This is a genomic window from Klebsiella sp. 10-1 (genome assembly GCF_009758445.1).
Taxonomy (GTDB): domain Bacteria; phylum Pseudomonadota; class Gammaproteobacteria; order Enterobacterales; family Enterobacteriaceae; genus Klebsiella; species Klebsiella scottii.
Genome location: NZ_WQRE01000010.1, coordinates 29,137 through 54,613 on the forward strand (window position 1 = coordinate 29,137; position 25,477 = coordinate 54,613).

At 57.4% G+C, this 25,477-nt stretch carries 24 protein-coding genes; 16 read left to right on the forward strand and 8 right to left on the reverse strand.

All coding sequences use genetic code 11. The features are described 5' to 3' along the window. The first annotated feature begins 328 nt into the window (after positions 1-328). Positions 329-1,978: a glucose-6-phosphate isomerase gene (gene pgi, locus GO007_RS25530; RefSeq protein ID WP_095104854.1), complete on the forward strand. Its 1,650-nt coding sequence runs from the start codon at positions 329-331 to the stop codon at positions 1,976-1,978. Positions 1,979-2,025: 47 nt separating this feature from the next. Here the strand turns inward: pgi and GO007_RS25535 are convergent, their stop codons facing one another. Both GO007_RS25535 and GO007_RS25540 read right to left on the reverse strand, forming a co-directional pair. Continuing rightward, entirely contained in the window at positions 2,026-2,481 is a 456-nt protein-coding gene (locus GO007_RS25535; protein ID WP_095104856.1) for an acyltransferase, read from the reverse strand. A 2-nt stretch (positions 2,482-2,483) separates the two neighbouring features. Then, positions 2,484-3,002 (reverse strand): GNAT family N-acetyltransferase, encoded by a 519-nt coding sequence (locus GO007_RS25540; RefSeq protein WP_095104858.1) that lies wholly within the window; start codon positions 3,000-3,002, stop codon positions 2,484-2,486. A 146-nt stretch (positions 3,003-3,148) separates the two neighbouring features. Between GO007_RS25540 and psiE the strand changes: the two genes are divergently transcribed. Next, entirely contained in the window at positions 3,149-3,559 is a 411-nt protein-coding gene (gene psiE / locus GO007_RS25545) for a phosphate-starvation-inducible protein PsiE (protein WP_095104860.1), read from the forward strand. 194 nt (positions 3,560-3,753) lie between these two features. Here the strand turns inward: psiE and malG are convergent, their stop codons facing one another. The 3 genes from malG to malE all read right to left on the reverse strand — a co-directional run bounded on the left by malG (position 3,754) and on the right by malE (position 7,661). Beyond that, complete coding sequence (gene malG / locus GO007_RS25550; protein ID WP_041143584.1) at positions 3,754-4,644, reverse strand: maltose ABC transporter permease MalG; 891 nt, start codon at positions 4,642-4,644, stop codon at positions 3,754-3,756. Positions 4,645-4,800: 156 nt separating this feature from the next. Continuing rightward, positions 4,801-6,345, reverse strand: coding sequence for a maltose ABC transporter permease MalF (malF, locus tag GO007_RS25555; RefSeq protein WP_095104862.1), 1,545 nt, complete (start codon positions 6,343-6,345; stop codon positions 4,801-4,803). A gap of 125 nt (positions 6,346-6,470) precedes the next feature. Next, positions 6,471-7,661, reverse strand: coding sequence for a maltose/maltodextrin ABC transporter substrate-binding protein MalE (gene malE / locus GO007_RS25560; protein ID WP_095104864.1), 1,191 nt, complete (start codon positions 7,659-7,661; stop codon positions 6,471-6,473). A gap of 369 nt (positions 7,662-8,030) precedes the next feature. On the opposite strand from malE, the gene malK reads away from it, so the two are divergent. The 5 genes from malK (at position 8,031) to ubiA (ending at position 13,172) form a co-directional block, all read left to right on the forward strand. Next, positions 8,031-9,140 (forward strand): maltose/maltodextrin ABC transporter ATP-binding protein MalK, encoded by a 1,110-nt coding sequence (malK, locus tag GO007_RS25565; RefSeq protein WP_095104866.1) that lies wholly within the window; start codon positions 8,031-8,033, stop codon positions 9,138-9,140. 100 nt (positions 9,141-9,240) lie between these two features. Beyond that, the gene (locus tag GO007_RS25570) at positions 9,241-10,551 is read left to right on the forward strand and encodes a maltoporin (RefSeq protein WP_095104868.1); all 1,311 of its coding nucleotides are present in this window, start codon (positions 9,241-9,243) and stop codon (positions 10,549-10,551) included. Positions 10,552-10,660: 109 nt separating this feature from the next. Then, positions 10,661-11,605 (forward strand): maltose operon protein MalM, encoded by a 945-nt coding sequence (gene malM, locus GO007_RS25575; RefSeq protein ID WP_095104870.1) that lies wholly within the window; start codon positions 10,661-10,663, stop codon positions 11,603-11,605. A gap of 187 nt (positions 11,606-11,792) precedes the next feature. Further along, entirely contained in the window at positions 11,793-12,290 is a 498-nt protein-coding gene (ubiC, locus tag GO007_RS25580) for a chorismate lyase (RefSeq protein WP_095104872.1), read from the forward strand. Between the two features lie 12 nt (positions 12,291-12,302). Further along, positions 12,303-13,172, forward strand: a complete 870-nt coding sequence (gene ubiA / locus GO007_RS25585) for a 4-hydroxybenzoate octaprenyltransferase (protein WP_095104874.1) — start codon at positions 12,303-12,305, stop codon at positions 13,170-13,172. A gap of 63 nt (positions 13,173-13,235) precedes the next feature. Here the strand turns inward: ubiA and plsB are convergent, their stop codons facing one another. Continuing rightward, complete coding sequence (gene plsB / locus GO007_RS25590) at positions 13,236-15,659, reverse strand: glycerol-3-phosphate 1-O-acyltransferase PlsB (RefSeq protein ID WP_095104876.1); 2,424 nt, start codon at positions 15,657-15,659, stop codon at positions 13,236-13,238. A gap of 129 nt (positions 15,660-15,788) precedes the next feature. Here plsB and GO007_RS25595 point away from each other — a divergent pair, with 129 nt between their 5' ends. The 4 genes from GO007_RS25595 (at position 15,789) to GO007_RS25610 (ending at position 18,733) form a co-directional block, all read left to right on the forward strand. Then, positions 15,789-16,157 carry a diacylglycerol kinase gene (locus GO007_RS25595; protein WP_095104878.1) on the forward strand — a complete coding sequence of 123 codons (369 nt, stop codon included), beginning with the start codon at positions 15,789-15,791 and terminating at the stop codon, positions 16,155-16,157. Positions 16,158-16,400: 243 nt separating this feature from the next. Beyond that, on the forward strand, positions 16,401-17,009 hold the full coding sequence (gene lexA, locus GO007_RS25600; protein ID WP_095104880.1) for a transcriptional repressor LexA: 609 nt from the start codon (positions 16,401-16,403) through the stop codon (positions 17,007-17,009). Positions 17,010-17,080: 71 nt separating this feature from the next. Beyond that, the gene (dinF, locus tag GO007_RS25605) at positions 17,081-18,397 is read left to right on the forward strand and encodes an MATE family efflux transporter DinF (protein WP_095104882.1); all 1,317 of its coding nucleotides are present in this window, start codon (positions 17,081-17,083) and stop codon (positions 18,395-18,397) included. 126 nt (positions 18,398-18,523) lie between these two features. Further along, on the forward strand, positions 18,524-18,733 hold the full coding sequence (locus GO007_RS25610) for a CsbD family protein (RefSeq protein WP_095104884.1): 210 nt from the start codon (positions 18,524-18,526) through the stop codon (positions 18,731-18,733). Positions 18,734-18,826: 93 nt separating this feature from the next. On the opposite strand, the gene zur is transcribed toward GO007_RS25610, so the two are convergent. Continuing rightward, positions 18,827-19,342 carry a zinc uptake transcriptional repressor Zur gene (zur, locus tag GO007_RS25615; protein ID WP_095104890.1) on the reverse strand — a complete coding sequence of 172 codons (516 nt, stop codon included), beginning with the start codon at positions 19,340-19,342 and terminating at the stop codon, positions 18,827-18,829. A gap of 114 nt (positions 19,343-19,456) precedes the next feature. On the opposite strand from zur, the gene GO007_RS25620 reads away from it, so the two are divergent. The 3 genes from GO007_RS25620 to pspG all read left to right on the forward strand — a co-directional run bounded on the left by GO007_RS25620 (position 19,457) and on the right by pspG (position 21,436). Continuing rightward, positions 19,457-19,945 carry a cupin domain-containing protein gene (locus tag GO007_RS25620; RefSeq protein WP_095104892.1) on the forward strand — a complete coding sequence of 163 codons (489 nt, stop codon included), beginning with the start codon at positions 19,457-19,459 and terminating at the stop codon, positions 19,943-19,945. Between the two features lie 103 nt (positions 19,946-20,048). Further along, a complete protein-coding gene (dusA, locus tag GO007_RS25625; RefSeq protein WP_095104989.1) occupies positions 20,049-21,047 on the forward strand; it encodes a tRNA dihydrouridine(20/20a) synthase DusA in 999 nt (332 codons plus the stop codon). Positions 21,048-21,193: 146 nt separating this feature from the next. Continuing rightward, a complete protein-coding gene (pspG, locus tag GO007_RS25630; RefSeq protein ID WP_095104894.1) occupies positions 21,194-21,436 on the forward strand; it encodes an envelope stress response protein PspG in 243 nt (80 codons plus the stop codon). Between the two features lie 230 nt (positions 21,437-21,666). Here pspG and GO007_RS25635 read toward each other — a convergent pair whose 3' ends face one another. Beyond that, positions 21,667-22,650, reverse strand: a complete 984-nt coding sequence (locus tag GO007_RS25635; protein ID WP_095104896.1) for a quinone oxidoreductase — start codon at positions 22,648-22,650, stop codon at positions 21,667-21,669. A 63-nt stretch (positions 22,651-22,713) separates the two neighbouring features. On the opposite strand from GO007_RS25635, the gene dnaB reads away from it, so the two are divergent. Both dnaB and alr read left to right on the forward strand, forming a co-directional pair. Beyond that, the gene (gene dnaB, locus GO007_RS25640) at positions 22,714-24,129 is read left to right on the forward strand and encodes a replicative DNA helicase (RefSeq protein ID WP_045853454.1); all 1,416 of its coding nucleotides are present in this window, start codon (positions 22,714-22,716) and stop codon (positions 24,127-24,129) included. A 143-nt stretch (positions 24,130-24,272) separates the two neighbouring features. Continuing rightward, positions 24,273-25,352 carry an alanine racemase gene (gene alr / locus GO007_RS25645; RefSeq protein ID WP_095104898.1) on the forward strand — a complete coding sequence of 360 codons (1,080 nt, stop codon included), beginning with the start codon at positions 24,273-24,275 and terminating at the stop codon, positions 25,350-25,352. The last annotated feature ends 125 nt before the right edge of the window (positions 25,353-25,477 follow it).

Below are 25,477 nucleotides of genomic sequence, written 5' to 3' on the forward strand. Positions count from 1 at the left end.
GGTATGTCAACGCTGCGGTTATGCGGATTTTTCATGCGCGGGCGATTAACAGCAAAAAGCCTTATGATGAGCCCGGCCGCTCTCCGCCGGGCCGCCGCCCGGTGGCCGGGAGTCCGCCGCTCTGCCCGATGCCTGGGGACGATCCCCCCGCACGCTGGCGCGGGGCGCTTTGCCCGGGTTTATGTCTATACTGGTAGTGTTTTTTTACCCTGATCTGACCCTGTTCCTGACGCGCGTCAACGGCATAACACAAAAATCATCACAATTTTTTGCCTCCGGCGCTACAATCGACCGCAGTCACAATTCTCAAATCAGAAGAGTATTGCTCATGAAAAACATCAACCCAACGCAGACATCTGCCTGGCAGGCGCTACAGAAACACTTTGATGAAATGAAAGACGTCACTATCAGCGAGCTTTTCGCGAAAGATAGCGATCGTTTTACTAAGTTTTCCGCAACGTTCGACGATCTGATGCTGGTGGATTTCTCCAAAAACCGCATTACCGAAGAGACGCTGGCGAAACTGCAGGATCTGGCCAAAGAGACCGATCTGGCAGGCGCCATCAAATCGATGTTCTCCGGCGAGAAAATCAACCGTACCGAAGACCGTGCCGTGCTGCACGTCGCGCTGCGCAACCGGAGCAATACCCCAATCATCGTTGACGGCAAAGATGTGATGCCGGAAGTCAACGCGGTGCTGGAGAAGATGAAAACCTTCTCTGAAGCGATCATCTCCGGCAGCTGGAAAGGCTATACCGGCAAGGCGATTACCGATGTGGTTAACATCGGTATCGGCGGCTCCGACCTCGGTCCGTTTATGGTGACCGAAGCGCTGCGTCCGTACAAAAACCACCTCAATATGCACTTTGTTTCCAACGTCGACGGCACCCACATTGCGGAAGTGCTGAAAGGCGTGAATCCGGAAACGACGCTGTTCCTGGTGGCATCAAAAACCTTTACCACCCAGGAAACGATGACCAACGCCCACAGCGCGCGCGACTGGTTCCTGGCAACCGCGGGCGATGACAAACACGTGGCGAAACACTTCGCGGCGCTCTCCACCAACGGTAAAGCGGTGGGCGAGTTTGGTATCGACACCGCCAACATGTTTGAATTCTGGGATTGGGTTGGCGGCCGCTACTCCCTGTGGTCGGCGATCGGCCTGTCGATCATCCTCTCCGTTGGTTTTGACAACTTCGTTGAGCTGCTGTCCGGCGCGCACGCGATGGATAAACACTTCTCCACCACGCCGGCTGAGCAAAACCTGCCGGTGCTGCTGGCGCTGATCGGTATCTGGTACAACAACTTCTTCGGCGCAGAAACCGAAGCTATTCTGCCGTACGACCAGTATATGCACCGCTTTGCTGCCTACTTCCAGCAGGGCAACATGGAATCTAACGGCAAATACGTTGACCGCAGCGGTAACGCCGTGGACTACCAGACCGGCCCGATTATCTGGGGTGAGCCGGGTACCAACGGCCAGCATGCGTTCTACCAGCTGATCCACCAGGGAACCAAAATGGTGCCGTGCGATTTCATCGCGCCAGCGGTAACGCACAACCCGCTCTCTGACCACCATCCGAAGCTGCTGTCCAACTTCTTCGCGCAGACCGAAGCGCTGGCGTTCGGCAAATCGCGTGACGTGGTTGAGCAGGAGTATCGCGATCAGGGTAAAGATCCGGCAACGCTGGATCACGTGGTGCCGTTCAAAGTCTTCGAAGGTAACCGCCCGACTAACTCGATCCTGCTGCGTGAAATCACCCCGTTCAGCCTCGGCGCGCTGATCGCGCTGTATGAACATAAGATCTTCACTCAGGGCGCGATCCTCAACATCTTCACTTTCGACCAGTGGGGCGTTGAGCTGGGTAAACAGCTGGCTAACCGTATTCTGCCGGAACTGAAAGATGGCGCTGATGTCAGCAGCCACGATAGCTCGACCAACGGTCTGATTAACCGCTATAAATCCTGGCGCGCATAGTCCGTTTCGTCGCTACCTGATGCCGACCCTGGTGGTCGGCATTTTTGCTATAGCCGGCGCAAAAGCCTGGCCGGATTACCCGCCCACACGCCTTTCTCGCTAATCGACCGGGTGACCACGCTGCCCGCGCCAATCACCGCGCCATCGCAGATGCTGACCGCCAGAATGGTGGCTCCGCTGCCAATAGAGACGTCGTTGCCAATCACAATTCTTCCCCAGCTCTCGCGATCGGCGTTGGGCTTACCGTCGCGGAACATGTCGTTGGCAAACATCACGCCGTGGCCGATAAAACAGCGCTCGCCGAGGGTGACGTACTCGCAGATAAAGGTATGGGACTGGATTTTGGTGTCCGCCCCGACCGTCGTATTGCCCTGAATCTCGACGAACGGCCCGACGAAGACGTTATCGCCGAGGCGACAGTTGTAAAGGTTGGCGGGCTGGTAGATCACCACATTTTCGCCGCTTTCGACGTTGCGAACGCCGGTATCACGAAGCGTGTGCATCATTATTCCTCTCCGATCCGTTTGGCCAGAATATGTAGGGTGCTTTGCTGGGTGGCGGAGCGGAAAACGGTGTCTTTAATATGCCGCATGCCCTGGCGCTCATAGAAGCGCCGGGCGCCGGTATTCGCGGCCAGCACTTCCAGCCACAGCCAGCGTTCGCCCTCATCTTTGGCCCGCGCTTCGACGGCGCTAAAAAGCTGTTCGCCGTAGCGGTGCCCCGTTTCGCCGGGTAGCAGATAGAGCTTATGCAGCAGGGTGCCCTGCGGGCCGTCGGGCTCAATCTGCTGACGATGTGTGTATTTGGCGAATCCTACCGGGCGCTGCGCTTCGGCGATCAGCCAGCGGCAGTTTGCCTCGGCCAGGCTGCGCTGCAGGGCCTCGGCGGCATACTCCTGCTGGATAAAGCGCTCCAGCTCGCTGGCGCTGTGCCAGAGGTGGGCGAAGTGGTGGCGATAGCTGGCGTTGCCCATTTCACCGAGCAGGGGAACGTCCTGCCGTTGCGCCGTACGTATTGTCAGCATGGCTGTCTCCTTTTTAACCCGCCAGTTTGGCAAGTGATTGTTACATTTGGCGCAACAGACGCAAAAAGTTAACAAATAATATCGATCTGGATCACGTTTTTGAGTTATACAGATCGGCAGGAATAATGAATATAAGAGGTGTGAGTATGCCGTCGGTCTATCGTCCGCTGGTTAATTTTGTTGCGACGGCCATGCAGGCCGTTCTGAATCTGGCGCTGCTGTGCCTGGGCGTAATTCTGGTGGTCTTTCTCGGCAAGGAGACCTTCCATCTGGCGCACGTGCTGTTTACTCCGGAGCCGGTCAGCAAGTACAAGCTGGTGGAAGGGCTGGTGGTCTATTTTCTCTATTTCGAGTTTATCGCGCTGATTGTGAAGTACTTTGAGTCCGGCTTTCATTTCCCGCTGCGCTATTTCGTCTACATCGGTATTACCGCGATTGTGCGCCTGATTATCGTTGATCACGAGTCGCCGATGGCGGTGCTGATCTATTCCGCGGCAATCCTTCTGCTGGTGATTACGCTGTGGCTGTGTAACTCCAATCGCCTGAAACGCGAATAAAAAAAAGCGGCCTCTAAGGGCCGCTGACCAACAGTCACAAATTTAATTTATGTAGGGTCCAGTTGAGGATAGCAGTGGCATTTACCTTACTTTTTCAGCTGAGGGCGGTAGTTGCCGTACCCGGTTGGGGTTCGTGTACAGCAACTAAGTCACCGTCCCTCCTCTGAAATTTGGGGCGGGTATAACGATGAAACTTAACCTTTCACCCCGCCTGCCGTCAGGCCGTTCACCAGCCAGCGCTGCGCCAGCAGGAAGACCACGGTAATCGGGATAGCAGAGAGCACCGCCGCCGCGGCAAAGTCGCCCCACAGGTAGTTCTGCGGGTTGAGGTACTGCTGCATTCCAACCGCCAGGGTATAGCTGTTCACATCACGCAGCAGCAGGGACGCAACCGGGACTTCGGTAATCGCGGCGATAAACGACAGAATAAAGACCACCGCCAGAATCGGCACCGACAGCGGCAGCAGAACCAGACGGAAGGCCTGCCACGGCGTCGCGCCGTCCAGAGCGGCCGCTTCTTCCAGTGAACCGTCGATGGTTTCGAAGTAGCCTTTAATGGTCCAGACGTGCAGCGCGATGCCGCCCATATAGGCGAAGATGACGCCGCCGTGGGTATTCAGGCCGACAAACGGCAGATACTGGCCGAGGCGGTCAAACAGGGCATACAGAGCGACCAGCGACAGCACCGCCGGGAACATCTGGAAAATCAGCATCCCTTTCAACAGGGTGGCCTTACCCGGGAAGCGCATACGGGCGAAGGCGTAGGCGCAGGTGGTGGAGAGCGCCACGATACCGATGGCGGTGATCCCGGCAACCTTCACCGAGTTCCACAGCCACAGCAGCACCGGGAACGGCGGCGGCGTCACGCGGCCATCCGCATGCTCAACGCTAAAGCCGAGCGCCAGACGCCAGTGTTCCCAGGAGATCTGATCCGGGATCAGGCTGCCGGTGGCGAAGTTACCTTCGCGCAGGGAGATGGCGATAACCATCAGCAGCGGGAACATAATCGCCGCGATAAAAATGAGCAGCAGGAGGTGCGTGGTGAAGAGACGCAGCTTCTGAGATTTGGGTTGTACCATAGCCATAATATTTTTATTCCCCTTGATACCGCTCCAGGCTATCTCACTTGCCATTTTGAACCCGGGCAGTGCTCATCATCCTCACGTACTACGTGTACGCTCCGGTTCTTGCGCGCTGGCCGGGCCCAAACTGGCTGCGTCAATGACGCCTGGCCATTCCAGTTAGTCGAATTTCATTCGTGTGGCTTTCAGGTTAACAATCGCCAGCACGCCTACCAGCAGGAAGATCAGCGTAGCGATAGCCGCCGCGAGGCCGAAGTCCTGGCCGCCGCCGCCTTCGAAGGCGATACGGTAGGTGTAGCTCACCAGCAGGTCGGTATAGCCGGCCGGCGTGGTGGTGCCGAGGCGATCCGGGCCGCCGTTGGTTAACAGCTGAATCAGGACGAAGTTGTTAAAGTTAAAGGCGAAGCTGGCGATCATCAGCGGCGTAAGCGGCTTGATCAGCAGCGGCAGCGTAATTTTAAAGAAGTTCTGGAACGGACCCGCACCGTCCATTGCCGACGCTTCATACAGGTCGTCAGGAATGGCTTTCAGCAGGCCCATGCACAGGATCATCATGTACGGGTAGCCCAGCCAGGTGTTGACGATAACAATCATCGAACGCGCGGTCGTCGGGTCGCTAAACCAGGCCGGCTTAATGCCGAACAGCGCGCTGAGCATCATGTTGATCTCACCGAAGCTCTGGTTGAACAGCCCTTTGAAAATCAGAATCGAGATAAACGACGGTACCGCGTAAGGCAGAATCAGCAGTACGCGATAAATCGCTTTCCCTTTCAGGGACTCCCACTGCACGAGGCAGGCGAGGATCATGCCGACCGCGACGGTCAGAATAACGGTCAGTATTGAGAAGACCACCGTCCAGACGAAGATGGCGAAGAACGGTTTCTGGATACCTTCATCGGTAAAGACGCGGGTGAAGTTATCCCAGCCAATGCTCACGGTGTAGCCCGGGCTGAGCTTCTCGCCGCTCCAGCTGCCGTCGGCATTGATTGACTGATAGAAGCCGACTTTATTATTCGGCCGGTATTTGACGCCGCTCTGGTTGTTGGTCAGCTCGCCGTCGGCCGCCAGCGTATACAGCGGCTGGGTGCCGGAGAACTGACGCAGCGAGCTCATAATGACCTTGCTGTCGTCAGGCAGCACGGCGGTCAGCTGGTTCAGCGCGGTACGGTTCTGGGTAATCACGCGCAGGTTAGCACGCTCGCCTTCCGGCTGAGCATCGGCTTCTTTCAGGGCCAGCTTCTGCACGCCGCCGAGCTTAAACGCGTCGGAAACATAATTTTTGCCGCTGTCGCCATCGGTCAGCGCCAGCTTCCACTCATCTCCCGCCGGGTACAGCGAGAAGTTGTAGGATTTGCCGGCCTGGAAGGAGCGATCCAGCAGGACTTCCTGAGCGCGCTCAAAGGTCAGCTGGTTGGTGCTGCTGTAGTTGGTGAAAGCGATAGCGATGGTGCAGATCAGCGGAAACAGGACGAACAGCCCCATCCCGGCGAGACCCGGATAGACATAGCGCCAGGCATAGGCCTTGCGGTTAGAAAAGATATACAGGCCAGCCGAGCTTAAAATCAGCGTCAGGATGGCAAACAGGTACTCCCCCTGGGCGTACATCAAAACAACAAGGTAACCCACCAGCAGGCACAGCAAGCCAATCACAGACCATGTCAGCTGCGGGCTTTGCCACCAGTGTTTCTTTTTAACGACATCCATGGGGATCATCCTCTACAACGTATTTTGTTCTCCCTCTCCCCTCAGGAGAGAGGGCCCGGATCGGGCGGCTGTTCGCCGTCCGGGTTCCTGACCCGCTCCCGAGAAGGGGGAGGGGACTAGCAGGGTTACTTAGTGATACGAGCCTGTGCGTCTTTCAGCGCGGCGTCGACGGTCTGACGACCGCTAGCTGCGTTGATAACCGCGGTGCGTACGGCATACCAGAAGGCGGACATCTGCGGAACGTTCGGCATGATTTCGCCTTTCTGGGCGTTCGCCATAGTGGCGGCGATACGCGGATCTTTTTCCAGTTTCTCCTGGAAGGATTTCAGCGCAACGGCGCCCAGCGGTTTATCCTTGTTCACTTCATCCAGACCCTGATCGGTCAGCAGGTAGTTTTCGAGGAACTCTTTCGCCAGCTCTTTGTTCGGGCTGGCGGCGTTGATACCGGCGCTCAGTACGCCGACGAACGGTTTAGACGCCTTGCCTTTGAAGGTTGGCAGCAGAGTCACGCCGTAGTTAATTTTGCTCTTATCGATGTTCGCCCACGCCCACGGACCGTTGATGGTCATCGCGGTATCGCCCTTGTTGAACGCCGCTTCAGCGATGGAGTAATCGGTATCAGCATTCATGTGTTTGTTCTTGATCAGATCGACCAGGAAGGTCAGACCCGCTTTCGCGCCAGCGCTGTCCACGCCGACATCTTTCACATCATATTTGCCGTTTTCAAGCTTGAACGCATAGCCACCGTCGGCGGCGATCAGCGGCCAGGTGAAGTACGGTTCCTGCAGGTTGAACATCAGCGCGCTCTTACCTTTCGCCTTCAGCGTTTTATCCAGCGCCGGGATCTCTTCCCAGGTTTTCGGCGGATTCGGGACCAGGTCTTTGTTGTAAATCAGCGACAGCGCTTCAACCGCGATTGGGTAAGCGATCAGCTTGCCGTTATAGCGTACCGCGTCCCAGGTGAACGGATAGAGTTTGTCCTGGAAAGCTTTGTCCGGAGCGATCTCGGCCAGCAGGCCGGACTGCGCGTAGCCGCCGAAGCGGTCGTGTGCCCAGAAGATGATGTCCGGGCCGTCGCCGGTCGCCGCAACCTGCGGGAATTTCTCTTCCAGCTTATCCGGGTGTTCGATGGAGACTTTAATCCCGGTGTCTTTTTCAAACTTTTTGCCCACTTCAGCGAGGCCGTTATAGCCCTTGTCGCCGTTAATCCAGATAACCAGCTTACCTTCTTCAATTTTGGCGAGGGCAGAGGCGGAAAACATCATCGTGGTCAATGCAGACAGCGCGAGGATGCGGGCGCCGGTTTTGATTTTCATATACCAGTCCTTTTTGGTGATGTACTCGTGGATACACTTAGGTGGCTTAACGGTGATGAGTTTCCTTTTTTAACAACCCCTTTCCATCCTCCCTATGTCTACGCCCCACCCGTAGTTTGTGTGATCTGGCTTGCAGAAACGCCGGTATTGGGGCGTGGAGCACATAAAAAGGAGGCTATTTTTGCAACCTGCGTCACGAAATTGACTTTGGCGCGCCATCCCCCGCAGTGAGAGGCAATCTCTCATCCTCCCGTCTCCTCCCCCATAAAAAAGCCGGGGGTGGAGGATTCACCAGGTTAATGAATGCCGCATAGTCAGCCCATCTTGAATGTGTCTTTAAGTGACAGGTTGTAACGAAGGGAGATGGGCATGGCGAGCGTACAGCTGCGAAATATAACGAAAGCCTGGGGCGACGTGGTGGTATCGAAAGATATCAATCTCGACATCCAGGAAGGGGAGTTCGTGGTGTTTGTCGGGCCATCGGGCTGCGGCAAATCTACCCTGCTGCGTATGATTGCCGGGCTGGAAACCATAACCAGCGGTGATTTGTTTATCGGCGAAACCAGGATGAACGATATCCCCCCCGCAGAACGCGGCATCGGCATGGTCTTCCAGTCTTACGCTCTCTACCCTCATCTCTCCGTCGCGGAAAATATGTCTTTCGGCCTGAAGCTGGCCGGCGCCAAAAAAGATGTGATCAACCAGCGCGTCACTCAGGTGGCTGAAGTGCTGCAGCTGGCGCACCTGCTTGAGCGTAAGCCGAAGGCGCTATCCGGCGGCCAGCGTCAGCGCGTGGCAATCGGTCGTACCCTGGTGGCGGAGCCTCGCGTATTCCTGCTGGATGAACCGCTTTCAAACCTCGATGCCGCGCTGCGCGTGCAGATGCGTATCGAAATCTCCCGTCTGCACAAGCGGCTGGGACGCACGATGATTTACGTGACCCACGATCAGGTTGAGGCGATGACTTTGGCCGACAAGATTGTGGTGCTGGATGCCGGTCGCGTAGCGCAGGTAGGGAGACCGCTTGAGCTGTATCACTACCCGGCCGATCGCTTCGTTGCGGGCTTTATTGGCTCGCCGAAGATGAACTTCCTGCCGGTGAAAGTCACCGCAACCGCCATTGAGCAGGTTCAGGTGGAGCTGCCAAACCGCCAGCAAATTTGGCTGCCGGTGGACAGCGCCCGCGTTCAGGTTGGGGCAAATATGTCCTTAGGCATCCGCCCGGAACATCTGCTGCCCAGCGATATCGCCGACGTGACCCTTGAAGGGGAAGTGCAGGTGGTTGAGCAGCTTGGCCACGAAACGCAAATTCATATCCAGATCCCAGCCATCCGTCAGAACCTGGTCTACCGCCAGAACGACGTGGTGTTGGTAAAAGAGGGAGCCACATTCGCTATCGGTTTGCCACCGGAACGTTGCCATTTATTCCGTGAGGATGGCACGGCGTGTCGTCGGTTGCATAAAGAGCCGGGCGTGTAAGGCTTCCCATTAAAAAAAAACGCGAACCCCTTAGCGCTGCAGCAGCAGGCAGAACAATGGGCGAAGTGTTCAAAGAAAAGCAATGATCTCAGGAGATAGAATGATGATTACTCTGCGCAAACTTCCACTGGCGGTCGCCGTCGCAGCAGGCGTTATGTCTGCTCAGGCGATGGCCGTCGATTTCCACGGCTATGCTCGTTCCGGTATCGGCTGGACCGGCAGCGGCGGTGAACAGCAGTGCTTCCAGGCAACCGGTGCTCAAAGTAAATACCGTCTTGGTAACGAATGTGAAACCTATGCGGAATTAAAACTGGGCCAGGAAGTATGGAAAGAAGGTGATAAGAGCTTCTACTTCGATACTAACGTCGCGTACTCCGTATCGCAGCAGAATGACTGGGAATCAACCAGCCCGGCATTCCGTGAAGCCAACGTGCAGGGTAAAAACCTGATCGACTGGCTGCCAGGTTCCACCATCTGGGCCGGTAAGCGTTTCTACCAGCGTCATGACGTTCACATGATCGACTTCTACTACTGGGATATTTCAGGTCCTGGTGCTGGTATCGAAAACATCGATCTGGGCTTCGGTAAGCTGTCTATGGCGGCAACCCGTTCTTCTGAGTCCGGCGGTTCTGCCACCTTCGCTGACCGCGATGCGCTGGGCAACCGTATTTATGACAACATCGTGCCGAACGACGTCTTCGACGTGCGTTTAGCGCAGATGGAAATCAACCCAGGCGGTACCCTGGAGCTCGGCGTTGACTACGGTCACACCAACGTTCCGGATAACTACTACCTGCAGCCGGACGCGTCTAAAGACGGCTGGATGCTGACCGCTGAACACACCCAGAGCATGCTGAAAGGCTACAACAAGTTCGTTCTGCAGTACGCCACCGACGCGATGACCTCCAACGGTAAAGGCATTCCGCAGGGCGGCAGCATCAACAACGACGGCTCCCTGTGGCGCGTGCTTGACCACGGCGCGATCTCGCTGGGCGATAGCTGGGATCTGATGTACGTCGGTATGTACCAGGATATCAACCTGGACAACAACAACGGCACCAAATGGTGGACCGTCGGCGTGCGTCCGATGTACAAATGGACGCCGATCATGAGCACCCTGCTGGAAGTTGGCTACGACAACGTCGAGTCGCAGAAAACCGGCGACAACAACAACCAGTACAAAATCACCCTGGCACAGCAGTGGCAGGCTGGCGACAGCATCTGGTCCCGTCCGGCAATCCGCGTATTCGCAACCTACGCCAAGTGGGATGAGAAATGGGGCTACGCGAACGGCGATTCCGGTGCTGGCTACACCTCCGGCGTGGCGTATAACGACACCTCCGCGAAGACCTTCAGCCGTGGCGATAACGACGAGTGGACCTTCGGCGCCCAGATGGAAATCTGGTGGTAATCCAACCTGACCTGTTATGAGCAAAAGAGGGGCGTAAGCCCCTCTATATCTTAGGCCCAGCGAGCTATTGCCTGGCTACCGCTCGGCCATCGGAATTGAGGTGATAACAATGAAAATGAATAAAAGTCTCGTTGCCCTCTGCCTGTCCGCCGGCCTGCTGGCCAGCGTACCCGCAGTCAGTTTTGCTGATGTGAATTTTGTGCCGCAGAACACCGCTGCCGCACCGACGATCCCTGCCTCCGCGTTACAGCAGTTAACCTGGACGCCGGTCGATCAATCTAAGTCCCAGGTCACCAACTTAGCGACGGCAGGACAGTCGCTGAATATCTCCGGTATCACCGGGCCGGTCGCCGCCTATAGCGTCCCGGCGAATATCGGTGAGCTGACCATTACGCTGACCAGCGAAGTCAACAAGCAGACCAGCGTTTTTGCGCCTAACGTGCTGATTCTTGACCAGAATATGACGCCATCTGCGTACTTCCCAAGCAGCTACTTCACCTACCTGGAGCCGGGCGTGATGAGCTCGGATCGCCTCGAAGGGGTGATGCGTCTGACGCCGGCGCTGGGCCAGCAAAAGATTTACGTCCTGGTCTTTACCACGCCGCAGGATCTGCAGCAGACCACCAAATTAATCGATCCGGCGAAGGCCTACGCCAAAGGTACGGGTAACGCGGTCCCGGATATTCCGGACCCGATTGCCAAACATACCACCGAAGGTACGCTGGGCCTGAAAGTGAAAACATCGTCTGGCTCCAGCGTGCTGGTTGGCCCGCTGTTTGGCTCCTCCGGCCCGGGTCCGGTCACCGTCGGCAATACGGCCGCTCCGGTATACAGCGCGCCAGCCGCCGCCCCGGCCGTTGCTCCGGTCGCCGCGCCGGCGGCGAAGAGTGAGCCGATGCTGGATGATACGGAAACCTACTTTAACAACGGCATTAAGCAGGCGGTTGCTAAAGGAGATATCGACAAAGCCCTCAAATTGATGAACGAAGCTGAACGCCTTGGCTCGAAATCTGCCCGTTCCACCTTTATCAGCAGTGTAAAAGGCAAGGGGTGATCGTCTCCCCACAATGCTGATGTTTAGGCACAGCCTTTAGGTGCGTCCGCCTGGACGCACCTTTTTTTCTCGCGCGCGGCTTCTGTTGCATGGCTGTTGCGCGGAAGATCGTATCTTGATGTTTGCCCGCCCCGATCGGCCTATTCTGCGATACAATGCCTTTACGTTATGTATCGGAGAATCAGGCATGTCACATCCTGCGCTTACGCAACTACGTGCGCTGCGCTATTTTGCCGCTATGCCCCCGCTGGAACCCTCGCTGCGCGACTGGCTGTTGCTGGAAGACTCAATGACCAAACGCTTTGAGCAACAAGGGAAAAAGGTTAGCGTTATGCTGGTCAACGAAGATTTTGTCGGACGCGAAGCGCTGGTCGGTGAAGAAGCGTTGCTGCCAGATGAAGAGCGCTACTGGCTGCGGGAAATCATTCTCTGCGCCGATGATGAACCCTGGCTGGCCGGGCGAACTATCGTGCCGGAATCGACGCTGAGCGGTCCCGAACTGGCGCTGCAGCAGCTTGGGCAGACGCCGCTGGGCCGCTATTTGTTCACCTCGTCGACGTTAACCCGTGACTTTATTGAAATTGGGCGTTATGCAGAGCTTTGGGGGCGTCGTTCCCGCCTCCGGCTGAGCGGTAAACCGCTGCTGCTGACAGAACTGTTTCTGCCTGCATCGCCGCTGTATTAAGAGGAAGAGAAAATGGAGTGGAGTCTGACGCAGAATAAGCTGTTGGCGTTTCATCGCCTGATGCGTACTGACAAACCGATCGGCGCGCTGCTGCTGCTGTGGCCGACGCTGTGGGCGCTATGGGTGGCGACGCCGGGTGTTCCGCCGCTGTGGATTCTGGCCGTTTTTGTCGCCGGAGTGTGGCTGATGCGCGCCGCCGGCTGCGTGGTCAACGATTATGCCGACCGCAAATTTGACGGCCACGTCAAGCGCACCGCGCGTCGTCCGCTGCCGAGCGGGGAGGTGACGGAGAAAGAGGCCCGGGTGCTGTTTGTCGTGCTGGTGCTGCTCTCGTTCCTGCTGGTGCTGACCCTCAACACCATGACCATTCTGCTGTCGGTGGCGGCGCTGGCGCTGGCGTGGGTCTATCCATTCATGAAGCGCTACACCCATCTGCCGCAGGTGGTGCTGGGGGCGGCGTTTGGCTGGTCGATTCCGATGGCCTTCTCCGCGGTGAGCGAATCGCTGCCGCTGAGCTGCTGGCTGATGTTCCTCGCCAACATTCTGTGGGCGGTGGCTTACGATACCCAGTATGCGATGGTTGACCGGGACGATGACCTTAAAATTGGCATCAAATCAACGGCGATTTTGTTTGGCGAAAACGATCGCGTGATTATCGGTATGCTGCAGATCGCGGTGCTGGTCCTGATGGCGGCGGTAGGGTGGCTGAACGGCCTGAGCTGGGAATATTACTGGTCGCTGTTTATCGCGGCGGGGCTGTTTTTCTGGCAGCAGAAGCTGATTTTCCGTCGTGAACGCGACGACTGCTTCAAAGCGTTTTTAAACAATAACTACGTTGGGCTGGTGCTGTTCCTCGGCCTGGCGATGGGCTATATGGCGTAGTTTTCCCTGGCAGGGTCCTGACTCCCCGGCTTACGTAGCGCAAGCCGGGGCAAGTCTCAGGCGCTACGCTTCATCCTGCGCGGCGCTTTCAATCGTCAGACGCACGTCCGATGTAATCAGGTTCGCCAGCATCTGGTAAACCTTCAGCGTCTCTTCCGGCTCGGCATCGCCGGTATCGCTAATATAGCCTTCGTCACGCAGCGTCAGTACCAGAGTGCTGAATACCGCCTTATCGAAGAACTCCGGCGCGTTGATGCCGTGCAGAACCGACAGGCGCTGGGCCATCGTACGGCTCTCTTTCTCCAGCGAACTGCGGTTAATCGAGGGATTAGCGCTCAGCAGCCAGAAGGTGATGGCATAGCGCTGGAGCGTTTCGCGCGCCCCGGCGGCCAGCAGCTGCAGCAGGCGGGAGTGCGACGGGTTGATGCTTATCTCGTCCTCGCTCAGCGCCAGCAGGCCCTGGCGCTGCATCTCAGCGGTCAGCGCATCGATAACGCTCGCCAGCTCTTCTTTTTCCCAGCGCAGGAACAGCTCGGCCTTCAGCAGCGGATAGAACATCTCGACGTGACGCAGCACTTCCGTGCGGGTGATCCGTCGATGCTGGGTGACAATCGCCGCCAGCAGCGAAGGCATCATCAGCATATGGGCGATGTTGTTGCGATAGTAGGTCATCAGCACCGCCTGCTCGCGCGGCAGAATGATGATGTCGCCGATGGTGTCTTTTTCGACCTCGAACTTATTCATCTTCAGCGCGTGGTCAATCAGCTCGCTGGCGGAAGCCGGCGGCGTGGTCGCATCCGGAGAGTAAGGCACGTTACGCAGCAGATCGAGATAGCACTCCAGCTGCTGGGTCAGCTGCTCGCGGGTCAGCGAACGCTGGCGCGATGCCAGCAGAGCGGTACAGCACAGATTCATGGCGTTCGCCGCGCCGGCGTTGTTGATGCGGACCATCAGATCGGAGGCGATGCTGTTTACCGTCGGCGTTAGCCACGACGGGCGAATGGCTTCGATAGGATCGATAGACTCGCGCCACTCCGGAACGTGCTGGTTGAGCCAGGTCATCAGCGGCAGCGGTTCGCCGAAGTTAACGTACCCCTGGCCGAGGTTACGCAGCTTGCTCAGGCCGCGCAGCATCTGCGGCAGGCTCTCTTTCTCTTTCGTCGCGCCGCGCAGCTCTTTGGCGTAGGTCCCGACTTCCATCACGTGCTCGTAGCCGATGTAGATCGGAACCAGCGTAATTGGTCGGGTGCCGCCGCGCAGCATCGCCTGGATAGTCATCGACAGGGTGCCGGTTTTCGGGTCCAGCAGGCGCCCGGTACGAGAGCGCCCGCCCTCCACGAAGTACTCTACCGAGTAGCCGCGGCTGAACAGTTCGCCAAGATATTCGCGGAACACCGTCGAGTAGAGCTTGTTGCCCTTAAACGTACGGCGAATAAAGAACGCGCCGCCGCGACGGAAAATCGGCCCTGCCGGCCAGAAGTTGAGGTTGATGCCGGCGGCGATATGCGGCGGCACCAGGCCCTGGTGGTAGAGCACGTAGGAGAGCAGCAGGTAGTCCATATGGCTGCGATGGCACGGAACGTAGACGATCTCGTGCCCTTCGTGCGCCAGCTGCCGCACGCGCTCGGCGTTATGAACGTTAATTCCCTGATACAGGCGGTTCCATGTAAAGCCCAGCACGCGGTCGGTCAGGCGAATCATCTCGTAGGAGAAGTTTGCGGCGATCTCTTCCATCAGCGCGATAGCGTTTTGCTGCGCCTTCTCGTGGGAGATTTTCTTGCTGCGGGCTTCGTCTTCCACCGCGCGGGCGATGGCTTTTGACGCCAGCAGCTTGTTGAATAGATCCTGACGCGCCGGCAGACGCGGGCCGACCGCGGCCAGGCGCTGACGGGCGAAGTGCATACGCGCCACGCGGGCCAGCTTCTGAGCAATGGTTTTATCGGTTCCGTGCTCGGACGCCATTCGGCGTAGCGACACCGGCGGCGAGAAGCGCACGAAGCTGTCGCGGCCCAGCCACAGAACGGCGAAGAATTTCTGAATACCATTAAGCATGCGCAGCGGCGGATTGAGCTCGCCCTTTTCGCGCCCTGGCGCGCGACCAAACATCACTGAAACCGGCACCATTTGCACGTCGAGGTCAGGGTGGTTGCGGTGCAGATCCAGGTAGTCGTGGAACAGCTTGATGGATTCTTCTTTCGGCGTGTAGTAGGTAAATACGCGCGGGCCGCCGTGGATAAAGACGTAGCGCGGCAGCAGGGTGCCGTCGATTTCTAACGGTTCGAGCGGATCGGGTAAATCGTGCTCCAGGCACTGCGCGCGCAGCGTCAGCAGGTCTGCCTTCGAGTTATAGGGCAGAACGTACATAATCGGACGCGAGGTATCCAGCCCTAATTCCTGAGCAGGCTCTGCGGGAATAGACTTGCTTTTTACCAGCAGCCGTAATGGTAAATTCAGTAATTTATAGTAAATTCGTTGCCAGCCGGACATAAACGATGTGAAGCCTCTGGTTAATCATGCAAATGCGCGGCAAGAATAACAGAAAGTGCGCAAAATTTCCGTTGCCACGCGGCAAACGCGTACACTCATTGACGTCATTTACATAAAAAGGTTCTTTTGATGGCCAATAATACCACCGGGTTAACCCGAATCATTAAAGCGGCAGGGTATTCCTGGAAAGGTTTTCGTGCGGCATGGATAAATGAGGCCGCCTTTCGTCAGGAAGGTATTGCCACCGTTATTGCCATTGCGATCGCCTGCTGGTTGGATGTTGACGCCATTACGCGCGTGCTGCTGATAGGCTCGGTCCTGATAGTGATGATAGTCGAAATTCTTAATAGCGCGATTGAGGCGGTGGTGGACCGGATTGGCTCCGACCACCATGAGCTTTCCGGACGCGCGAAGGATATGGGCTCTGCGGCGGTATTTCTGGCGATCGTCATTGCGCTGATCGTCTGGGTTACGCTGCTGTGGGCGCACTATCGCTAAGGGTCTGTAGCATCAGACTATTTGGTTTGGCGTCCGCGGGCTGGAGGCCGACCAACCTCCCTCCACGCGGCCTGTTTTGCGTCGTGTGGAGCAGAAACGCTCCGCCGCAATCCCCCTGCGTTAGCTGGCCGCAGCGCGCGGCAAACGAAAAGAATCTCCTGATTTTTGTGTGAAATTTGATTCCAAAATCACCGTTAGCTGTATATACTCACAGCATAACTGTATATACACCCAGGGGGCGGAATGAAAGCGTTAACGACCAGGCAGCAAGAGGTGTTTGATCTCATCAGAGATCATATCAGCCAGACTGGCATGCCGCCGACGCGTGCGGAAATTGCTCAGCGCTTGGGGTTCCGTTCCCCAAACGCGGCGGAAGAACACCTGAAAGCGCTGGCGCGTAAAGGCGCAATCGAGATCATTTCCGGTGCCTCCCGCGGTATTCGTCTGCTGACTGAAGAAGAGCCCGGCCTGCCGCTGATTGGCCGCGTGGCTGCCGGTGAGCCGCTGCTGGCGCAGCAGCACATCGAAGGCCACTTCCAGGTCGATCCGGCAATGTTCAAGCCGAGCGCCGACTTCCTGCTGCGCGTCAGCGGAATGTCGATGAAAGACATTGGTATTCTGGACGGCGATCTGCTGGCGGTACACAAAACTCAGGATGTGCGTAACGGGCAGGTTGTGGTCGCACGTATCGATGAAGAAGTGACGGTTAAACGCCTTAAAAGGCAGGGTAACGTCGTCGAACTGCTGCCGGAAAATAGCGAGTTTTCACCAATCGTGGTGAACCTACGCGAGCAAAACTTTACCATTGAAGGTCTGGCCGTCGGCGTCATCCGCAACGGCGAGTGGCTGTAAGCGCCTTCTCTTAACGCAGCATCGTCTGATGCATGATGCTGCGCTGTCTCTCCTCGCTCAGGCTTTCCCTCATGCTTTTTAATGCCGCTGATAAGGCCCTGTGGCGCCTGGCGCTACCGATGATTTTCTCCAATATCACCGTCCCGCTGCTGGGCCTGGTGGATACTGCGGTTATCGGCCATCTTGATAGCCCGGTTTACCTGGGCGGCGTGGCGGTCGGGGCTACGGCTACCAGCTTCCTGTTCATGCTACTGCTCTTTCTGCGAATGAGTACCACCGGCCTGACGGCGCAGGCGTTTGGCGCAAAGGACCCCGTGCGCCTGGCGCGAGCGCTGGTGCAGCCGATTGGGCTGGCGCTGGCCGCCGGTCTGCTGATCGTTCTGTTTCGTATGCCGCTCATTAACCTGGCGCTGCATATCGTCGGCGGCAGCGAAGCGGTGCTGGAACAGGCCCGGCGTTTCCTGGAGATCCGCTGGCTGAGCGCCCCGGCATCGTTAGCTAACCTGGTGCTGCTGGGCTGGCTGCTGGGCGTCCAGTATGCCCGTGCGCCGGTGATCCTGCTGATTGTCGGCAACCTGCTGAATATTGTCCTCGATCTGTGGCTGGTGATGGGGCTGCACATGAACGTGCAGGGCGCGGCGCTGGCGACGGTGACCGCCGAATATGCCACCTTTATCATTGGCCTGCTGATGGCGAAACGCGTGCTGACGCTGCGGGGCGTGTCATTCTCTATGCTGAAGGACGCCTGGCGCGGCGATCTCCGGCGGCTGCTGGCCCTCAACCGCGACATCATGCTGCGTTCGCTGCTGCTGCAGCTCTGCTTTGGCGCGGTGACCGTTTTCGGCGCGCGTCTGGGGGGCGATATCGTGGCGGTGAACGCCATTCTGATGACCATGCTAACCTTCACCGCCTATGCGTTGGACGGCTTTGCCTATGCCGTGGAGGCCCACTCCGGGCAGGCCTACGGCGCGCGCGATGGCAGCAAGCTGCTGGAGGTGTGGCGTGCGGCCTGTCGGCAGTCAGGCATGGTCGCGCTGGCTTTTGCGCTAATCTACAGCGTGGCGGGAGAGCAGATTATCGCTCTGCTGACCTCGATACCCTCGCTCCAGCAGCTCGCCGACCGCTATCTGCTGTGGCAGATGATTTTGCCGGTGGTCGGCGTCTGGTGTTATCTGCTGGACGGCATGTTTATCGGCGCGACGCGCGGCAGTGAAATGCGCAACAGCATGGCGGTGGCCGCCGTGGGCTTTGCCGTAACCCTGCTGACGCTGCCGGTGCTCGGTAACCACGGCCTGTGGCTGGCGCTGACGGTATTCCTGGCGCTGCGAGGTCTGTCGCTGGCGCTGATCTGGCGACGGCACTGGCGGCGCGGCACCTGGTTTTCATAACGTCTTTTGGTGTGAAAATGGTTAAAGATTCCGAATAATAAAATTAACCCAGAATTCTCATCTATAGTTAATCATACGTCCGGCACACAGCGGGCTGTTAACTCACCGAACGATGAGGACTGAATCATGAATAAAGACGAAATCGGCGGTAACTGGAAACAGTTAAAAGGTAAAGCGAAAGAGCAATGGGGCAAGCTTACCGACGATGATATGACCGTCATCGAGGGTAAGCGCGACCAGCTGGTCGGTAAAATCCAGGAGCGTTACGGCTACGCTAAAGATCAGGCAGAAAAAGAAGTGTCTGACTGGGAAACCAAAAATGACCATCGCTGGTAGCGACGAGATGTAGAGCGTTAACCCTTTGTTATTGCCTGCCTGAACGGTACAAGGATGTACTAAAAATCCCTGATTCCCGCTGCGGCCAACGCCTCAGCGGGCTTTCTTTTTAGTCTGGATGGTGTGGTCATGGTGGCAGTGCCCCGGCGTGTTGCAGGCCTCTACCTCGACGCAGCCCGCGCACAGGCCGTGCGCTTCGATCACGTTATGGCGCAGGGCGAAGCCCATTTTGGCCGCCAGCGTATGCATGATGTCCTCTACGCCTTCCGCGCACTCTTCTTTAACCACCCCGCAGCGATCGCAGATAAACATCGCTGAACTATGGGTTGGCTGATCGAACAGGTGACACAGCACGTAGCTGTTGGTTGATTCCACCTTGTGCACGAAGCCCTGCTCAAGCAGAAACTCCAGCGCCCGGTAGACCGTCGGAGGCTTAGCCTGCGGCTCTTTACCGCGCAGGAGATCGAGCAAATCGTAGGCGCTGATCGCCCCCTGCTGTAGACTCATCAGGCGCAACACTTCAAGGCGCTGCGGAGTCAGGCGCACGCCCCGCTGCGCGCAGAGCTTTTCAGCATGCGCTAACATGTCTTGCGAAGTGGACTTATCCATGAGCATCCTCTGGTTGCGTAACGATGAAGTTGTTACTTTATCACGATCCAGGCAAAACGCCGAGAACCCACGGTTTGTGCTATACCTGATGCATCTCATTTTCGGGAGAAAACGATGAAACGACCTGATTGCATTCGACATTGGCGCGAGATGGAGGGGCCGGATGATGCCACCTATCCCGACAGCAGCGAGCTCTTTTCCATCGGCGCACCGCTGGCCCGTGGTTTAAGGCTAAACCGGCTGGGGATCCATCATGAGCGCCTGCCGCCAGGGCGTCGTACCTCTTATCCGCATGCGGAAAGCGATGAAGAAGAGTTCATCTACGTGCTGGAGGGGTATCCGGAAGTGTGGATAAACGGCTATCTGTGGAAGCTGGAGCCGGGGGATTGCGTCGGTTTTCCCGCCGGTACCGGGGTATGCCACACCTTCCTGAATAACACCGAGGAGGAGGCATGCCTGCTGGTGGTTGGCGAAGCGAATAAAAAATTTAACCGGATCTACTATCCGCTTAACCCCAGCTATGCCGCGACGCGTCAGGATCGCTGGGTCGACCATCCGCCGCAGTTCTTCGGTCCTCACGACGGTAAGCCGCGCAGGAAATAGCGTTTTTTTCCAGCGCAGGATACGGCCATTGGCGCTATGCGCCTGTGGTTTATCTTTGTGCTATAGTAGCGCCCCTTTTTACCCGGATGCCTATTTATTCGCCATGATGCCAGAATCAACGTCTACCGCCTTTGCTGCCCACCGTTTTTCTATCGCCCCGATGCTCGACTGGACCGACAGGCACTGCCGCTACTTCCTGCGCCAGCTGTCGCGCCATACGCTGCTGTACACCGAAATGGTGACCACCGGGGCGATTATTCACGGTAAAGGCGACTATCTGGCCTACAGCGAAGAAGAGCATCCCGTTGCGCTACAGCTGGGCGGTAGCGATCCGGCCGCGCTGGCGCAGTGTGCGAAGCTGGCTGAAGCGCGCGGCTATGATGAGATCAACCTCAACGTCGGCTGCCCGTCTGACCGCGTGCAGAACGGGATGTTTGGCGCCTGCCTGATGGGCAATGCGCCGCTGGTTGCCGACTGCATTAAAGCGATGCGCGACGTGGTCTCGATTCCGGTCACGGTAAAAACCCGAATCGGCATTGATGACCAGGATAGCTATGCGTTCCTGTGTGATTTCATCAATACCGTATCCGGGAAAGGCGAATGCGATATGTTTATCATCCACGCCCGCAAAGCCTGGCTTTCCGGCCTGAGCCCGAAAGAGAACCGCGAGATCCCGCCTCTGGACTACCCGCGCGTCTATCAGCTAAAACGTGATTTTCCGCATCTGACGATGGCGATCAACGGCGGGATCAGGTCGCTGGAAGAAGCGAAGCTGCACCTTGAGCATATGGACGGTGTGATGGTGGGGCGCGAGGCGTACCAGAATCCAGGCATGCTGACCTCCGTTGACCGGGAGATTTTTGCGGCCAATGGCGCGGATACTGACCCGGTTGCCGTGGTGCGCGCCATGTATCCGTATATTGAGCGTGAGCTGAGCAACGGGACCTATCTTGGCCATGTGACCCGCCATATGCTGGGCCTGTTCCAGGGGATCCCCGGCGCTCGCCAGTGGCGTCGCTACCTGAGTGAGAACGCGCATAAGGCCGGTGCCGATATCAACGTCCTGGAACACGCGCTGAAGCTGGTCGCCGATAAGCGTTAACGTTTCGCTGTTTCGCTAAAATTTAGTCAAATACGCCACGCCCTGAAATAAAAATCATGGCATTTTTCTTTAAATTCAATGGATTATAATTGGCACGCTTCTTGTAATGTCTGAGTACAAAGGGCTATTGCTTGGGAGAGAAGAAGATGCTGGAACTGCTATTTATCATTGGTTTTTTTGTCATGCTGCTGGTAACCGGCGTATCGCTGCTGGGCATTATTGCCGCCATTGTTGCGGCGACGGCGCTGATGTTCGTTGGCGGCCTGTTTGCGATGATGATTAAACTGCTGCCGTGGCTGCTGCTAGCCGTTGCGTTGGTATGGGTGATTCGGGCGATAAATACGCCAAAAATCACCCACTACCGTAGCAACAACCGCTGGCGTTATTAAGGTAGTGAGTGGTAGGTCACAACCTGAGGAATTTTGCATAAAACGGCGTAGGTTTTGCTTATTAAATCTGTCACTATTAGCGCGTTAATGAATTCATCGCGCTGTACCCTACATACAGCCGAACTAAAAAAAGTCAGGGCTTCCATATGGAAGCCCTAAACTTTTCCCCCTCCCGTCATACTTCAGACTACAGGTGCGTTGGCAGCGTTAACCTTGCCTCGACTTACTCGTTACGGCAGCAGAAGGCTTGAGCCTTCGGTGGCGCGGCTCTCGAGAACCTCGTGCGCGCGTCGCGCGTCGGCCAGCGGATATTTTTGGCTCTCCGCTACGTCGACGTTTATCACGCCGCTGGCGATCAGCGAAAAGAGTTCGTTACTGGCTTCCACCAGCTCTTCGCGGCTGGTGATATAGCCCTGCAGAGAAGGGCGGGTCACGTACAGCGAGCCTTTCTGATTGAGGATCCCCAGATTAACGCCGGTAACCGGTCCGGAGGAGTTGCCGAAGCTGACCATCAATCCTCGGCGCTGCAGACAGTCGAGCGAAGCTTCCCAGGTGTCTTTGCCCACGGAATCATAGACCACGAGAACTTTTTTCCCCTCGGTAATCTCTTTCAGCCGCTCGGCGATATTCTCTTCACGATAGTTGATCGTCTGCCAGGCTCCGGCCTGCTTCGCGCGCTGCGCTTTTTGCGCGCTGCCGACGGTGCCGATGAGCCTGGCGCCCAGCGCTTTTGCCCACTGGCAGGCTATCAGCCCGACGCCACCGGCCGCAGCGTGGAACAGGAACGTCTCGCCGGCTTTGATTTCGTAGGTTTTACGCAGCAAATAATAGACCGTCAGACCCTTAAGGAAGGAGGCCGCGGCCTGCTCGAAAGAGATGGCCGCAGGTAAAATTGCGGCTTTATCGGCGGGGACATTATGCACCGAGCTGTAGGCGCCCAGCGCCGACTGGGCGTACACGACGCGATCGCCGGCTTTAATATGCGTGACGCCGCGCCCGACCTTGCTTACTACGCCGGCGGCTTCGGTACCTAATCCGCTCGGAAGCGAAGGGGGCGGATAGAGGCCGCTGCGAATATAGGTATCGATGTAGTTGATACCAATAGCTTTGTTTTCTACCTGTATCTCGTGTTCTGCCGGATCCCCTGCAACAAAATCCACCACCTGCAGAACTTCCGGGCCACCGTGCTTGTGAAATTCAATACGTGTTGCCATGCTTCCTCCTGAACTATGTGGTAACCTTTCGAGCCAATTTCTATAGCGGGAATTCCATTCAATATGGCAGGAAATAAACCCTTCAACAAACCCCAGACTGAACCCCGAGTCCGCGATCCTCAGGTAGCCGGGTTGAAAGTCCCGCCGCACTCGATTGAAGCGGAACAGTCGGTGTTGGGCGGTTTAATGCTGGACAACGAGCGCTGGGACGACGTCGCCGAGCGCGTTGTTGCAGAAGATTTTTACACGCGTCCGCACCGTCATATCTTTATTGAAATGGCCCGCCTGCAGGAAACCGGCAGCCCGATTGACCTCATTACGCTCGCGGAATCGCTGGAGCGTCAGGGGCAGCTGGACAGCGTAGGCGGCTTCGCCTATCTGGCAGAACTCTCAAAAAATACGCCAAGCGCGGCGAACATTAGCGCTTATGCCGATATCGTGCGTGAACGTGCCGTTGTCCGGGAAATGATCTCGGTGGCGAACGAAATTGCCGAAGCGGGCTTTGACCCCCAGGGCCGCACCAGCGAAGACCTGCTGGATCTGGCGGAGTCCCGGGTCTTTAAGATCGCCGAGAGCCGCGCGAATAAAGACGAAGGTCCGAGAAATATCGCCGAAGTGCTTGATGCGACCGTTGCGCGTATCGAACAGCTGTTCCAGCAGCCGCACGACGGCGTCACCGGCGTGAATACCGGCTATGACGACCTGAATAAAAAGACGGCGGGTTTGCAGCCGTCGGATTTGATTATCGTCGCGGCGCGTCCGTCGATGGGTAAAACGACATTTGCGATGAACATCGTCGAAAATGCGGCGATGTTGCAGGATAAGCCGGTACTGATTTTCAGCCTTGAGATGCCATCGGAACAGATTATGATGCGTACCCTGGCCTCGCTGTCGCGCGTCGATCAGACGCGTATTCGTACCGGCCAGCTCGATGACGAGGACTGGGCGCGGATTTCGGGCACCATGGGCATTCTGCTGGAAAAGCGCAATATCTATATCGATGACTCCTCCGGCCTGACGCCGACGGAAGTGCGCTCCCGCGCCCGGCGTATCGCCCGCGAACACGGCGGGATTGGCCTGATCATGATCGACTACCTGCAGCTGATGCGGGTGCCGTCGCTCTCCGATAACCGTACGCTGGAAATCGCCGAAATCTCCCGCTCGTTGAAGGCGCTGGCCAAAGAGCTGCAGGTGCCGGTCGTGGCGCTGTCGCAGCTGAACCGCTCGCTGGAACAGCGCGCGGATAAGCGCCCGGTAAACTCCGATCTGCGTGAATCAGGTTCTATCGAGCAGGATGCCGACTTAATCATGTTTATCTATCGTGATGAGGTTTATCACGAGAACAGCGACCTGAAAGGCATCGCCGAAATTATTATTGGTAAGCAGCGTAACGGCCCAATTGGTACGGTACGTCTGACGTTTAACGGGCAATGGTCGCGCTTCGATAACTATGCCGGCCCTCAGTATGATGATGAGTAAATCTCCGTCGTCCTTCACGTCGCAGGTGCGTTGACTCGCCCGCCCGCCTCGGTCACTTAGTTTATTAAGCTTCCGGGGCCCTCTGGCCTGTCGCCTTCCCGCAGCGCGATGGATACGGGCGATTCTTTTATTAAGGAATTTAAATGCAAGCGGCAACTGTAGTCATTAACCGCCGCGCTCTGCGACACAACCTGCAACGTCTGCGTGAACTGGCACCCGCCAGCAAGCTGGTTGCAGTCGTGAAAGCGAACGCTTACGGACACGGTCTTATCGAGACCGCGCGAACGCTCCCTGATGCCGACGCCTTTGGCGTCGCCCGTCTTGAAGAAGCCTTACGCCTGCGGGCGGGCGGCATCACTCAGCCTATCCTGCTGCTGGAAGGTTTTTTTGCGGCCACCGATCTGCCGGTTATCGCCGCCCAGCGGCTGCAAACGGCGGTGCATAGCCCCGAACAGCTGGCAGCGCTGGAAAGCGCGGAGCTGAGCGAACCGGTCAGCGTCTGGATGAAGCTCGATACCGGCATGCATCGGCTGGGCGTCCTGCCGGAACAGGCGGAGGCGTTCTACCAGCGCCTGAGCCGGTGTAAAAACGTCCGCCAGCCGGTGAACGTCGTCAGCCACTTTGCCCGGGCGGATGAGCCGGAATGCGGGGCCACCGAGCGGCAGCTGGATATCTTCACCACCTTCACCGATGGCAAGCCGGGACTGCGCTCTATCGCCGCCTCCGGCGGGATTTTGCTGTGGCCGCAGTCGCACTTCGACTGGGCGCGTCCGGGCATTATTCTCTACGGCGTGTCGCCGTTGGAGCATCAATCCACCGGGGCCGATTTCGGCTGCAGGCCGGTGATGTCGCTGACGTCGAGCCTGATTGCCGTTCGCGAGCATAAAGCGGGTGAGCCGGTGGGCTACGGCGGGACCTGGATTAGCGAACGCCATACCCGGCTGGGCGTAGTGGCGATGGGCTACGGCGATGGCTATCCGCGCGCCGCGCCGTCCGGTACGCCGGTGCTGGTTAACGGTCGGGAAGTGCCGATTGTCGGCCGCGTGGCAATGGATATGATCTGCGTGGACCTCGGCCCCGAGGCGCAGGATAAGTCCGGCGATCCGGTGGTGCTGTGGGGGGAAGGTTTACCCGTTGAACGGATTGCAGAAATCACAAAAGTAAGTGCTTACGAACTTATCACGCGCCTGACTTCTCGCGTTGCGATGAAGTACGTCGATTAATCCTGATTTGCCGCAACGTTCCCCGGTGGCGCTACGGTTACCGGGACCGGGGCGATACGCGACAGCCCGGCTACGGCGTTAACGCCGCGAGCCGGGGAAAAGCTCCGGTTGCGCTCGGTGGGGCG

Bases quoted from the DNA above. Each gene is read 5' to 3' on its own strand.
- pgi (WP_095104854.1), top strand. From the start codon at position 329: ATGAAAAACATCAACCCAACGCAGACATCTGCCTGGCAGGCGCTACAG.
- GO007_RS25535 (WP_095104856.1), bottom strand. From the start codon at position 2,481: ATGCACACGCTTCGTGATACCGGCGTTCGCAACGTCGAAAGCGGCGAA.
- GO007_RS25540 (WP_095104858.1), bottom strand. From the start codon at position 3,002: ATGCTGACAATACGTACGGCGCAACGGCAGGACGTTCCCCTGCTCGGT.
- psiE (WP_095104860.1), top strand. From the start codon at position 3,149: ATGCCGTCGGTCTATCGTCCGCTGGTTAATTTTGTTGCGACGGCCATG.
- malG (WP_041143584.1), bottom strand. From the start codon at position 4,644: ATGGCTATGGTACAACCCAAATCTCAGAAGCTGCGTCTCTTCACCACG.
- malF (WP_095104862.1), bottom strand. From the start codon at position 6,345: ATGGATGTCGTTAAAAAGAAACACTGGTGGCAAAGCCCGCAGCTGACA.
- malE (WP_095104864.1), bottom strand. From the start codon at position 7,661: ATGAAAATCAAAACCGGCGCCCGCATCCTCGCGCTGTCTGCATTGACC.
- malK (WP_095104866.1), top strand. From the start codon at position 8,031: ATGGCGAGCGTACAGCTGCGAAATATAACGAAAGCCTGGGGCGACGTG.
- GO007_RS25570 (WP_095104868.1), top strand. From the start codon at position 9,241: ATGATGATTACTCTGCGCAAACTTCCACTGGCGGTCGCCGTCGCAGCA.
- malM (WP_095104870.1), top strand. From the start codon at position 10,661: ATGAAAATGAATAAAAGTCTCGTTGCCCTCTGCCTGTCCGCCGGCCTG.
- ubiC (WP_095104872.1), top strand. From the start codon at position 11,793: ATGTCACATCCTGCGCTTACGCAACTACGTGCGCTGCGCTATTTTGCC.
- ubiA (WP_095104874.1), top strand. From the start codon at position 12,303: ATGGAGTGGAGTCTGACGCAGAATAAGCTGTTGGCGTTTCATCGCCTG.
- plsB (WP_095104876.1), bottom strand. From the start codon at position 15,659: ATGTCCGGCTGGCAACGAATTTACTATAAATTACTGAATTTACCATTA.
- GO007_RS25595 (WP_095104878.1), top strand. From the start codon at position 15,789: ATGGCCAATAATACCACCGGGTTAACCCGAATCATTAAAGCGGCAGGG.
- lexA (WP_095104880.1), top strand. From the start codon at position 16,401: ATGAAAGCGTTAACGACCAGGCAGCAAGAGGTGTTTGATCTCATCAGA.
- dinF (WP_095104882.1), top strand. From the start codon at position 17,081: ATGCTTTTTAATGCCGCTGATAAGGCCCTGTGGCGCCTGGCGCTACCG.
- GO007_RS25610 (WP_095104884.1), top strand. From the start codon at position 18,524: ATGAATAAAGACGAAATCGGCGGTAACTGGAAACAGTTAAAAGGTAAA.
- zur (WP_095104890.1), bottom strand. From the start codon at position 19,342: ATGGATAAGTCCACTTCGCAAGACATGTTAGCGCATGCTGAAAAGCTC.
- GO007_RS25620 (WP_095104892.1), top strand. From the start codon at position 19,457: ATGAAACGACCTGATTGCATTCGACATTGGCGCGAGATGGAGGGGCCG.
- dusA (WP_095104989.1), top strand. From the start codon at position 20,049: ATGATGCCAGAATCAACGTCTACCGCCTTTGCTGCCCACCGTTTTTCT.
- pspG (WP_095104894.1), top strand. From the start codon at position 21,194: ATGCTGGAACTGCTATTTATCATTGGTTTTTTTGTCATGCTGCTGGTA.
- GO007_RS25635 (WP_095104896.1), bottom strand. From the start codon at position 22,650: ATGGCAACACGTATTGAATTTCACAAGCACGGTGGCCCGGAAGTTCTG.
- dnaB (WP_045853454.1), top strand. From the start codon at position 22,714: ATGGCAGGAAATAAACCCTTCAACAAACCCCAGACTGAACCCCGAGTC.
- alr (WP_095104898.1), top strand. From the start codon at position 24,273: ATGCAAGCGGCAACTGTAGTCATTAACCGCCGCGCTCTGCGACACAAC.